The sequence below is a fragment of the Streptomyces boetiae genome (assembly GCF_031845405.1).
GTDB classification, from domain to species: domain Bacteria; phylum Actinomycetota; class Actinomycetes; order Streptomycetales; family Streptomycetaceae; genus Streptomyces; species Streptomyces boetiae.
In genome coordinates this window covers 38,344-49,252 of sequence record NZ_JAVREN010000037.1, presented here as the reverse complement: position 1 = coordinate 49,252, position 10,909 = coordinate 38,344, and the positions used below count along the sequence as shown (strand labels likewise).

10 protein-coding genes are annotated in these 10,909 nt (G+C 77.4%); 8 read left to right on the top strand and 2 right to left on the bottom strand.

Annotation, left to right across the window (positions count from 1 at the left end):
* A partial coding sequence (locus RM780_RS21175) for a primosome assembly protein PriA (RefSeq protein WP_311632409.1) occupies nt 1-1,625 on the top strand: 1,625 nt, incomplete at its 5' end.
* A gap of 63 nt (nt 1,626-1,688) precedes the next feature.
* Here the strand turns inward: RM780_RS21175 and RM780_RS21170 are convergent.
* Nucleotides 1,689-2,192: a hypothetical protein gene (locus RM780_RS21170; protein WP_311632408.1), complete on the bottom strand. Its 504-nt coding sequence runs from the start codon at nt 2,190-2,192 to the stop codon at nt 1,689-1,691.
* A 298-nt stretch (nt 2,193-2,490) separates the two neighbouring features.
* Here RM780_RS21170 and fmt point away from each other — a divergent pair, with 298 nt between their 5' ends.
* The 4 genes from fmt (at nt 2,491) to RM780_RS21150 (ending at nt 6,738) form a co-directional block, all read left to right on the top strand.
* Nucleotides 2,491-3,423 carry a methionyl-tRNA formyltransferase gene (gene fmt / locus RM780_RS21165; protein WP_311632407.1) on the top strand — a complete coding sequence of 311 codons (933 nt, stop codon included), beginning with the start codon at nt 2,491-2,493 and terminating at the stop codon, nt 3,421-3,423.
* Nucleotides 3,416-4,828, top strand: coding sequence for an RsmB/NOP family class I SAM-dependent RNA methyltransferase (locus RM780_RS21160; protein ID WP_311632406.1), 1,413 nt, complete (start codon nt 3,416-3,418; stop codon nt 4,826-4,828). Before fmt ends, RM780_RS21160 begins: the two co-directional genes overlap by 8 nt.
* Nucleotides 4,829-4,866: 38 nt before the next feature.
* Nucleotides 4,867-5,565: a ribulose-phosphate 3-epimerase gene (rpe, locus tag RM780_RS21155; protein ID WP_311632405.1), complete on the top strand. Its 699-nt coding sequence runs from the start codon at nt 4,867-4,869 to the stop codon at nt 5,563-5,565.
* Between the two features lie 189 nt (nt 5,566-5,754).
* A complete protein-coding gene (locus RM780_RS21150) occupies nt 5,755-6,738 on the top strand; it encodes a sugar-binding transcriptional regulator (protein ID WP_311632414.1) in 984 nt (327 codons plus the stop codon).
* Nucleotides 6,739-7,174: 436 nt separating this feature from the next.
* Here RM780_RS21150 and RM780_RS21145 read toward each other — a convergent pair whose 3' ends face one another.
* Nucleotides 7,175-8,155, bottom strand: a complete 981-nt coding sequence (locus RM780_RS21145) for a helix-turn-helix transcriptional regulator (protein WP_311632404.1) — start codon at nt 8,153-8,155, stop codon at nt 7,175-7,177.
* Nucleotides 8,156-8,254: 99 nt separating this feature from the next.
* Here RM780_RS21145 and RM780_RS21140 point away from each other — a divergent pair, with 99 nt between their 5' ends.
* The 3 genes from RM780_RS21140 to RM780_RS21130 all read left to right on the top strand — a co-directional run bounded on the left by RM780_RS21140 (nt 8,255) and on the right by RM780_RS21130 (nt 10,900).
* Nucleotides 8,255-8,656, top strand: a complete 402-nt coding sequence (locus tag RM780_RS21140) for a RidA family protein (RefSeq protein ID WP_311632403.1) — start codon at nt 8,255-8,257, stop codon at nt 8,654-8,656.
* A gap of 124 nt (nt 8,657-8,780) precedes the next feature.
* Nucleotides 8,781-10,220, top strand: coding sequence for a GuaB1 family IMP dehydrogenase-related protein (locus RM780_RS21135; protein ID WP_311632402.1), 1,440 nt, complete (start codon nt 8,781-8,783; stop codon nt 10,218-10,220).
* Between the two features lie 227 nt (nt 10,221-10,447).
* Nucleotides 10,448-10,900 (top strand): phospholipase, encoded by a 453-nt coding sequence (locus RM780_RS21130; RefSeq protein ID WP_311632413.1) that lies wholly within the window; start codon nt 10,448-10,450, stop codon nt 10,898-10,900.
* Nucleotides 10,901-10,909 lie beyond the last annotated feature (9 nt).

Below are 10,909 nucleotides of genomic sequence, written 5' to 3'. Positions count from 1 at the left end.
CGCCCGCCCCGCCCGCGCCCCCGGCCCCCCCGCCCCGCGGGTGGGCGCGTTACCCCCACGGCCCCGGCTTCCTCGCCGCGCTCGCCCGCGGCGACGCGCCCCGCGCGGTGTGGACCGCGCTGCCAGGACCCGGCTGGCCCGACGAACTGGCCCGCGCCCTGGCCGCCGCCCTCGCCGCCGGGCGCGGCGCGCTGGCCGTCCTCCCCGACGGGCGGGCCGCCGCCCGCGCCGACGCCGCGCTCACCGCCCTGGTGGGCCCCGGGCACCACGTGCTGCTGACCGCCGACTCCGGCCCGGAGGAACGCTACGCCCGCTGGCTCGCGGTCAGCCGCGGCGCCGTCCGCTGCGTGGTCGGCACCCGGGCGGCGGCCTTCGCGCCCGTGCGCGACCTGGGCCTGGCGGCCGTCTGGGACGACGGGGACGACGCCCACCGCGACGATCGCGCGCCCCAGCCCCACGCCCGCGAGGTGCTGCTGCTGCGCGCCGCCCAGGAGCGGGCCGCGCTGCTGCTGGGCGCCCACGCCCGCACCGCCGAGGCCGCGCAGCTGGTGGAGACGGGCTGGGCCCGCCCGCTCGCGCCGGACCGCGAGACGGTCCGCGTCCTCGCGCCCCGCATCCGCACGGTGGGGGAGGACGACGAGGCCCGGGACGGGGCCGCCCGTTCGGCCCGCCTGCCCACCCTCGCCTGGCAGGCGCTGCGCGACGGCCTCGCCCGCGGGCCCGTGCTCGTGCAGGTGCCCCGACGGGGGTACGCGCCCCGGCTGGCCTGCGACCGCTGCCGCGCCCCCGCCCGCTGCGGGCGCTGCCACGGGCCCCTCGCCGCCGTCGCCGCGGGCGAGGAGCTGTCCTGCGGCTGGTGCGGCACCCGGACGGGCGGCTGGCACTGCCCGGAGTGCGGGGGCGCCCGGCTGCGGGCGGTCGTCGTGGGCGCCCGCCGCACCGCCGAGGAGCTGGGGCGCGCCTTCCCCGCCGTCCCCGTGCGCACCTCGGGCCGCGACCACGTGCTGGAGGGCGTCCCCGACCGGCCCGCCCTGGTGGTGAGCACGCCGGGCGCCGAGCCGGTCGCCGAGGGGCCGGGGTACGCGGCGGCGCTGCTGCTCGACGGCTGGGCCCTGCTGGGCCGCGCCGACCTGCGATCCGGGGAGGAGGCGCTGCGCCGCTGGCTGCACGCCGCCGCGCTGGTCCGCCCGCAGACCGAGGGGGGAACGGTGGTGGTGCTGGCCGAGGCGACCCTGCGGCCCGTGCAGTCCCTCGTGCGCTGGGACCCCGACGGGCACGCCGCGCGGGAGCTGGCCGACCGGGCGGCCCTGGGCTTCCCGCCCGTCTCCCGGATGGCCGCCGTCGCCGGCCCGCCGGAGGCCGTCGAGGGACTGCTGGGGGCGGCGGCGCTTCCCGAGGCCGCGCAGGTGCTCGGGCCGGTGCCGCTGCCGCGCGCCGAGCCGGGGCGGCCACGCCGCCCCGGCGACCCGCCCCCCGGCGAGGACTGGGTCCGGGCGCTGGTCCGGGTGCCGCCGGGCAGCGGCGGGGCGCTGGCCGCCGCGCTGAAGTCGGCCCAGGCCGCCCGCCTCGCCCGCCGCGAGGGACCCCGCGCCCGCGTCACCGTCGACCCCCCGGACATCGGCTAACGGCACCCCGCGGCCGGCCCGTGCCTCCACGCGCCCCGGGTGCGCCCCCCAGGGCGCGGCGGCTCAGCCGCTGCGCTGGCCCGGGAACGCGCCGGGGCGCGGGGCGTCGGCCGGGCGTTCGGCGGCGGCCGGCGGGCGCGGCGGGAGGGCGCGCGCGGGGGGGACCGCCGGCGGCGCCGGCGCCGGGGGTCGCTCGGCGCCGCCGGGGGGCTGGGCCGTGGGGCGGCGCGCGCCGTAACGCCGGTGCACCGCCTGCTTGGTGACGCCCAGGGCCGAGCCCACCGCGTCCCAGGAGAACCCCAGCGAGCGGTCGAAGTCGACGGCGGCCGTCACGAGCGCCTCCACGCTGTCCCGCAACTCCTGGGCCAGCCGGACGGTCGGGGCGGGGGCACGCCCGTACACCACGAACCCCGCCGAGGGGCCGGGGCGGCGCGGGCGGTAGACGTTGCCCAGCTGTGCGGTCAGGGTGCGCAGCGCGTCCACCTGGCGGCGGACCCGCTCGATGTCCCGCACCAGCAAATGCAGGCTGGCCCGTGCCTGCGTGTCAGGGGTGGCGTGGTCGGCCATGAAGCAAGCCTCTCGAACCGGCGTCAGGGAAGGGCCCGGCAAGCGGCCCGTGGGGGCCTCCCGGACCCGGAGGGGCCGGGAGGGTCAATCTGTCTTGACCAACGCGCCAGCGGCGCCCGGGGTCACGGTGCCGGAGCGCATCGTCAACTCGACGGGGCGCACGGGGGGCTGCACGCCCCTGAGGGCGCCGCGCGGCCGGTGACCGTAGACTGGCCAGCCGCTCCCGCGGCGCGGACCCGCCTCCGCCCCGGGCCAGGACCACGCGCAAGCCCGACACGGATCAGGTGACACACGCACGATGAGGCTCGTCTTCGCCGGCACTCCCGAGGTCGCCCTGCCCGCCCTGGACGCCCTGCTGGCCTCGGACCGGCACGAGGTCGTCGCCGTCGTCACCCGGCCCGACGCGCCCGCCGGGCGCGGGCGGCGCACGCACCCCAGCCCCGTGGCCGAGCGCGCCGCCGAGGCGGGCCTGGAGATCCTGCGCCCGGCCCGGCCCCGCGAGCCCGCCTTCCTGGACCGGCTGCGCGAGATCGCCCCCGACTGCTGCCCCGTCGTCGCCTACGGCGCGCTGCTGCCCAAGTCCGCGCTGGAGATCCCCCGGCACGGCTGGGTCAACCTGCACTTCTCGCTGCTCCCCGCCTGGCGCGGCGCCGCCCCCGTGCAGCACGCGGTGCTCGCGGGCGACGAGATCACCGGCGCGAGCACGTTCCTCATCGAGGAGGGCCTGGACTCCGGGCCCGTCTACGGCATGCTCACCGAGCGGATCCGTCCCCAGGACACCAGCGGCGACCTCCTCACCCGCCTCGCCCTGGCCGGTTCCGGCCTGCTGGCCGCCACCATGGACGGCATCGAGGACGGCACCCTGCGCGCCACGCCCCAGCCGGCCGACGGCGTCAGCACCGCCCCGAAGATGACGGCCGAGGACGCCGCCGTCGTCTGGCAGGCCCCGGCGCTGCGCGTGGACCGCCAGGTGCGGGCCTGCACCCCCGCGCCCGGCGCGTGGACCGTCTTCCGCGGCGAGCGCCTGAAGCTGCGTCAGGTCGTGCCCGTGCCCGGCCGGGAGGGCCTGGCCCCGGGCGAACTCGCCGCGGAGAAGCACACGGTGCACGTGGGCACCGGCTCGCACGCCGTGGAGCTGGCCTGGGTCCAGCCCCAGGGCAGGAAGCCGATGCGCGCCGCCGACTGGGCCCGCGGCGTCCGCGTCGCCCCGGGGGAGCGGCTCGGTGAGTGACCAACGGCAGCGGCCCGCCCGCCCCGCGCGCCGGCCCCGGCGGGACCCGGTGCGGCTCCTGGCGTTCGACGCGCTGCGCGCCGTGGACGAGCGCGGCGCCTACGCCAACCTCGTGCTCCCCCCGATGCTCGGCAAGGCCCGGGCCGCCGGCACCCTGGACGCCCGGGACGCCGCGCTGGCCACCGAGCTGGTCTACGGCACCCTCCGCCGCCAGGGCACTTACGACGCCGTCCTGGCCGCCTGCGTGGACCGCCCGCTGCGCGAGGTGGACCCGCCCGTGCTGGACGTGCTCTCGCTGGGCGCCCACCAGCTCCTGGGCACCCGCATCCCCAGCCACGCCGCCGTCAGCTCCGCCGTGGACCTGGCCCGCTGCGTGCTGGGGGACGGCCGGGCGAAGTTCGTCAACGCCGTGCTGCGGCGCGTCGCCGCCCGGGACCTCGACGCCTGGCTGGCCGAACTCGCCCCTCCTTACGAGGAGGACCCCGAGGAGTACCTGGCCCTGCGCCACGCGCACCCGCGCTGGGTGGTCGCCGCGCTGCGCCAGGCCCTGGGCGGCGACCGCGAGGAGACCGAGCGCCTGCTGGCGGCGGACAACGAACGCCCGCGGGTGACCCTCGTCGCCCGCCCCGGCCGTTCCGCCCGCGAGGAGCTGCTGGCCGGCGGGCGGGCCGAGCCCGGCCGCTGGTCCCCCTACGCCGCGCACCTGGCCGAGGGCGGGGAGCCCGGCGCCGTGCCCGCCGTCCGCGAGGGCCGGGCGGGCGTGCAGGACGAGGGCAGCCAGCTGGTCGCCCTGGCCCTGGCCGCCGCCCCGCTGAGCGGCCCGGACGACCGGTGGCTGGACGGCTGCGCGGGCCCCGGCGGCAAGGCCGCGCTGCTGGCCGCCCTTGCCGCCGAGCGCGGCGCCGCCCTGGTCGCCGCCGAGAAGCAGCCCCACCGGGCCCGCCTCGTGGCGCGCGCCCTGGCGGGCACCCCCGGCCCCTACCAGGTGGTGACCGCCGACGGCACGCGCCCCGCCTGGCGCCCCGGCGCGTTCGACCGGGTGCTGGTGGACGTTCCCTGCACGGGCCTGGGCGCGCTCCGCCGCCGCCCCGAGGCCCGCTGGCGCCGCCGCCCCGAGGACCTGGCCGGACTGGCCGGGCTCCAGCGCGCCCTGCTGCGCGGGGCCCTCGACGCCGCCCGCCCCGGCGGCGTGGTCGGCTACGCCACGTGTTCGCCCCACCCCGCCGAGACCCGCCGCGTCGTGGAGGACGTGCTCGCGGGCCCGGAGGGCGCCCGCGCCGAGTGGATCGACGCCCGCCCGCTGCTGCCCGGCGTTCCGCAGCTCGGCGAGGGTCCGGACGTTCAGCTGTGGCCGCACCGCCACGGCACCGACGCGATGTACCTCGCGCTGCTGCGCCGCACCTGAGCGACACGCCGCGTTAACACATGCTGAATACTTGGGTCATGGCTCAGATCAACCCCAGCATGCTGTCCGCCGACTTCTCCCGGCTCGCCGAAGAGGCCAAGGCCGTCGAGGGCGCCGACTGGCTGCACATCGACGTCATGGACAACCACTTCGTCCCGAACCTCACCCTCGGCCTGCCCGTGGTGGAATCGCTCAGGAAGGCCACGGACACCCCGCTGGACTGCCACCTGATGATCGAGAACCCCGACCGCTGGGCCCCCGCCTACGCGGAGGCCGGCGCCGGCTCGGTCACCTTCCACGCCGAGGCCGCCGCCGCGCCGGTCCGGCTGGCGCGCGAGATCCGCGCCCAGGGCGCCCGCGCCTCGCTCGCCCTGCGGCCCGCGACCCCGATCGAGCCCTACGAGGACCTGCTGCCCGAGCTCGACATGATCCTGGTCATGACGGTGGAGCCCGGCTTCGGCGGGCAGGCGTTCCTCGACGTCATGCTGCCCAAGATCCGCCGCACCCGGCGGCTGATCGACCGCCACGGCCTGCCGCTGTGGCTCCAGGTCGACGGCGGCGTCTCGGCCGCCACCATCGAGCGCTGCGCCGAGGCCGGGGCCGACGTCTTCGTGGCCGGCTCCGCGGTCTACGGCGCCGACGACCCGGCCGCGGCCGTCCGGGGGCTGCGGGAGCAGGCGGAGCGCGCCGGGCGGGCGGCGAGGCCCGCGACGGAGAGCGGCGGCTCCGGCGCGTGAGCGGGCGGCCCCGCGCGCCACGCCACGGTGAACACCGGCTGTCGATACGGTTCCGCGGGGCCCGCACCGCGCATGACAACAGTCAAGGGCCCCTCGGATCTGCGAGGATGAACACCCAGACGTGAGCGGGGACACGAGCCGGAGGACAGTGAGGTGAGCGCGGTGCAGACCGGCAGGTCGGCTCCAAGGATGGGGCCCGCCGAGCTGATGCAGGCGGCGGCGATGGCGCGCCGCTTCTACTTGGAGGGCAAGTCCAAGATCCAGATCGCGGACGAGTTCGGGGTGAGCCGCTTCAAGGTCGCTCGGGTGCTGGAGTCCGCCGTGGAGCACGATCTGGTCCGCATCGAGATCCGCGTCCCCGCCGAGCTGGACGCCGAGCGCTCCGACGCGCTGCGCGCCCGCTTCGGCCTGCGGCACGTGGTGGTGGCCGAGTCGCCCTCCGAGGCCGCCGAGGACACGCCCGACCCGGAGCACCTGGGGGAGGTCGGCGCCGAGCTGCTGGGCGAGCTGGTCGCCGAGGGCGACGTGCTGGGCCTGGCCTGGGGGCGTTCCACGATCCACATGGCGGCGGCCCTGCGGGAGCTGCCGCCGTGCACGGTGGTCCAGCTCACGGGCGTATACGACGCGGGCGGCGCGGAGCGGGGGTCCGTGGAGGCCGTCCGGCGGGCCGCCGCGGTCTCCGGCGGCGCCGCGCACCCGATCTACGCGCCGATGCTGCTGCCCGACACGGGCACGGCCGCGGCCCTGCGCAGACAGCCGGGCATCGCCGCCGCCTTCGAGTACTTCGACAAGGTCACGATCGCCGCCGTCTCCATCGGTTCCTGGGAGGCGGGCATCTCCACCGTCCACGACATGCTCAACAAGGACGAGCTGGAGCACTACGACTCGCTCGGGGTGGCCGCCGAGATGTCGGCGCACCTCTTCGACGCGGAGGGACGCCGCGTCGGGCGCGACCTGGGGGAGCGGTGCATCACCGTCGAGGCGGAGCGGCTGCGCCGCGTGCCCGAGGTGGTCGCCATCGCGGGGGGACGGCGCAAGGCGGACGCGATCGGCGCCGTTCTGCGCTCGGGCCTGGTCACCAGCCTGGTCACCGACACGGCGGCGGCCGACCTGCTGCTGACCCAGCCCGCGGGCCGCCGCCCGGCCCTGGACCGTGCCGACCCCGACGCGTAGGCGGCCCTCCCGCCGGTCGGGCCGCCCCCTGCCACGCCCGCCCCGCACGGCGCGGCCAACGCTTCCGCGCGGCGCCGCTTCCCGTCTCCGCACGCCTGCGGCGTGGCGTTGAGGCGTTACGGAGCCTGCGGAGGAGTACGTCTCGGGCCGGGCCGGGCCCGGACCGCGGCGAGTCGGGTCGGCGTTCACCGGGTCCGGCGCGGCCGATGCTTCCGCGAGGCCCGCTGCGCAGCTCGCGGGGGAGCACGCATCGGGCCGGGATCGGGCTGCGGCGAGACCGGCTGACGGGCACCCGCTTCGGCGGCGGCCCGCGCTCGGCGCGGCCGACGCTCCCGGGCGGTCCGCTCCGCAGCCTGCGGGGGAGTACGTCCCCGGGCCGGCACCGGATCGCGTCGAGTCCGCGCGCTTCCGCGCGGCCCATTCCGAGCCCTCGCGCTCAGGGCGGAGACTCGTAGCGGGTGGCGATCGCCGCTGCGCGGGTGTGCAGGGAGGCGCGCAGCCACTGGGGGGAGAGCGCCTCGGCGTGGGGGGCGAGTTGCCATAGGGCCCATTCGGCGTGGCGTGGGTCCTGGAAGGTCGCCTCCAGGCGCAGGCGGCCGTCCGGCTCCGTCTCCTCGGGGCCGAGGACCAGCGCCGTGCGGGCCAGTTCCTCGCGGCGGTCCGGGGTCAGCCGCAGCAGAACGGCCACCTGCTCGCCGCCCGTCCGGAAGCGAGTACTGCGCTCCCGCCAGGTCCGGTCCAGGTCGACGCGGTCGGGCCGCCGCGCCGGTTCGGGCAGCTCCTCGGCGGCCAGGATCCGGGAGAGCCGGTAGGTGCGGTCCTCGCCGTCCCGGGTGGCCAGCAGGTAGCCCTGCTCCCGCACGGTCACCAGCCCGAGCGGGTCCACCGTGCGCCACTGCGGGGAACGGCCCACCGCCTCGTAGTGGATGCGCAGCCGGTGCCCGGCGAACACCGCGCGCCGCACCTGGGCCACCACGGCCTCGGGCACCTCCTCGTCCTCGGCCGCGACCCGGCGCGCCAGGAGGTCGGTCTCCGGGTCGATCAGCAGGCGCTGTGCCGCCCCGGCCGCGGTGGCCCGCTGGCTCTCGGGCAGCGCGTCGAGCACCTTCAGCAGCGCCGAGGCCAGCGCCGAGCCGAGCCCGAAGGACCGCGCCCCGCGCCGCGCCCCGGCGATCAGCAGGGCCAGGGCCTCGTCGTGGTTGAGCCCGGTCAGCTCGGTCCGGAAGCCGGGCAGCAGCGCGAAGCCCCCGTGCCGCCCGCGCTCGGCGTACACCGGGACGCCGGCCGCGGACAGCGCCTCGACGTCGCGCAGCACCGTGCGCCGGGACACCTCCAGGCGGTCGGCCAGCGCCGACGCTGACAGCCGGCCGTGCTGCCGCAGCAGCAGCACCAGCGAAACCAGGCGGTCGGCGCGCACGCGCCCAACCCTACGGGAATAGGTGACAGGCGATGTCACCCAATCAACGGCAGGCTGACCGGCGTGACCCCGACCCCTACCGCACGAGAGGTGAGCCGCATGGCACACGCCCTGGTCAACCCGGACGGCCTGCACGACCCCGTCCCCTTCGGCTACAGCCACACCGCCGCCGTCCCCGCGGGGACCGAGCTGGTGCTGATCGCCGGACAGTACGGCTCGGGCCCGGACGGCGCGGTCGTCTCCGGGGACTTCGCCGGGCAGGTGCGGCAGGCGTTCCGCAACCTCGGCCTCGCCCTGGCCGCCCACGGCCTCGGCCTCGGCCACGTCGTCCAGCTCAGGACGTACGTGGTGGACCACGACGTGAGCAGGCTCGGGCCCATCGCCGAGGCCGTGCGGGAGGGCTGGGGCACGCAGCCGCCCGTGAACACCCTGCTCGGCGTCACGAGCCTGGCCGTTCCCGGGGTGCTGTTCGAGGTGGAGGCCCTGGCCGCCCGGACCTGACGCCTCCCCGCGGGCCGGCCCCCGGCGGGAGGGGCGCCGGCCCGCGCGGCGGGGGATAATGACACAGGAGCCACAGCTCCCCACCGGCCGGATACGCAGCAGCAGGTGAGAGAGCGAGCACCGCATGAGGTTCCTGAACGACGCGACGCCGTCGTACGACCTGACCTACGACGACGTCTTCATGGTCCCCAACCGCTCGGCGGTCGGCTCCCGCCAGGGCGTCGACCTCGCCACCCCCGACGGCACGGGAACGACCATCCCGCTGGTGGTCTCCAACATGACGGCCGTCTCCGGCCGCCGGATGGCCGAGACGGTGGCCCGGCGGGGCGCGCTGGCCGTCATCCCGCAGGACATCCCGCTGGACGTGGTCACCGAGGTCATCGCTTGGGTCAAGCGCCGCCATCTGGTGCTGGACACCCCCATCGTGCTGGCCCCCACCCAGACCGTGGCCGACGCGCTGGCGCTGCTGCCCAAGCGCGCGCACGGCGCGGGCGTGGTGGTCTCCGCCGAGCGGCCGGTCGGCATCGTCACCGAGGCGGACCTGACGGGCGTGGACCGCTTCACGCAGGTCGGCGAGGTGATGTCCAAGGATCTGGTGCTGCTGCGCGCGGAGATGGACCCGCAGGAGGCGTTCGCCGCGCTGGACGCCGCGCACCGCAAGATCGCGCCCGCGGTCGGCGCGGACGGGCGGCTGGCGGGCATCCTCAGCCGCAAGGGCGCCCTGCGCGCCACTCTCTACACCCCGGCGACGGACGCGGCAGGACGCCTGCGCGTCGCCGCCGCCGTCGGCATCAACGGCGACGTGGCGGGCCGGGCCAAGGCGCTGCTGGAGGCGGGCGTGGACGCCCTGGTCGTGGACACCGCCCACGGCCACCAGGAGTCGATGATCGCCACGCTGGCCGCCGTGCGCGGCCTGGATCCGGGCGTTCCGGTGGTGGCGGGCAACGTCGTCTCCGCGGCCGGGACGCGCGACCTGATCGCGGCGGGCGCCGACATCGTCAAGGTGGGCGTCGGCCCAGGCGCGATGTGCACCACGCGGATGATGACCGGCGTCGGCCGGCCGCAGTTCTCGGCGGTGCTGGAATGCGCGCGGGAGGCCGCCCGGCACGGCAAGCACGTGTGGGCGGACGGCGGCGTGCGCCACCCCCGGGACGTGGCCATGGCGCTGGCGGCCGGGGCGTCGAACGTCATGATCGGATCGTGGTTCGCCGGGACGCACGAGTCGCCGGGCGACCTCCAGCAGGCGGCGGACGGCCGGCTGTACAAGGAGAGCTTCGGCATGGCCTCGGCCCGCGCGGTGCGCAGCCGCACCAGCGAGGAATCGCCCTACGAGCGCGCCCGCAAGGGCCTGTTCGAGGAGGGGATCTCCACCTCGCGGATGTACCTGGACCCCGAGCGGCCCGGCGTGGAGGACCTGATCGACTCGATCGTGGCGGGGGTGCGCTCGGCCTGCACCTACGCGGGCGCGGGCACGCTGGAGGAGTTCGCGCGCAACGCCGTGGTCGGCGTCCAGAGCGCGGCCGGCTACGCCGAGGGGAAGCCGCTGCACGCCAGCTGGTCCTGAGAACGGGCGCGGAGGGCGCCGCCGGCACGCGCCGGCGGCGCCCTCCGCGCGTGCCGTGGCGCCGCGCTCCCGCCAGGTCCGGACCAATCGTTCGTTGGCTTGTCAACTCGCGTAAACGCCCGCAGGGTTGAGGCGTCGGGTGCCCGTCCGTAGCGTCGGCACCCGGTTCCCCCCACGCGGCCGGGCCGGCTCCCGGCCGCCCGATTCCCCGAAGGACGCGCATGCGTATTCGCCAGCGGCTCGCCACGGTCCTGACCGCCACCCTGCTCGCTTTCGGCGGCGTCGCCGTCGCGGCGGCCCCGGCCCAGGCCGTTCCCGCCAATAAGCCCCAGGTGCTCTCCAGCTGGACCCAGACCAGCGCCAGCAGCTACAACGCCTGGCTCAGCGCGCGGAACAACCAGGGCGCCTGGTCCGCCTACCGGTTCGACTGGAGCACCGACTACTGCTCCAGCTCCCCGGACAACCCCTTCGGCTTCCCTTTTAGCCTGTCATGCGCACGTCATGACTTCGGGTACCGGAACTACCGCGCCGCCGGCACCTTCAGCGCCAACAAGGCCCGCCTGGACAGCGCCTTCTACGCCGACCTGCAGCGGGTGTGCGACCGCTACTCGGGGGCCACCGGCTCCGCCTGCGACGCCACCGCCTGGACCTACTACCAGGCCGTGCGCGCCTTCGGCTGAACGCGCGGG

Bases quoted from the DNA above. Each gene is read 5' to 3' on its own strand.
- RM780_RS21170 (WP_311632408.1), bottom strand. From the start codon at position 2,192: ATGGCCGACCACGCCACCCCTGACACGCAGGCACGGGCCAGCCTGCAT.
- fmt (WP_311632407.1), top strand. From the start codon at position 2,491: ATGAGGCTCGTCTTCGCCGGCACTCCCGAGGTCGCCCTGCCCGCCCTG.
- rpe (WP_311632405.1), top strand. From the start codon at position 4,867: ATGGCTCAGATCAACCCCAGCATGCTGTCCGCCGACTTCTCCCGGCTC.
- RM780_RS21150 (WP_311632414.1), top strand. From the start codon at position 5,755: ATGGGGCCCGCCGAGCTGATGCAGGCGGCGGCGATGGCGCGCCGCTTC.
- RM780_RS21140 (WP_311632403.1), top strand. From the start codon at position 8,255: ATGGCACACGCCCTGGTCAACCCGGACGGCCTGCACGACCCCGTCCCC.
- RM780_RS21135 (WP_311632402.1), top strand. From the start codon at position 8,781: ATGAGGTTCCTGAACGACGCGACGCCGTCGTACGACCTGACCTACGAC.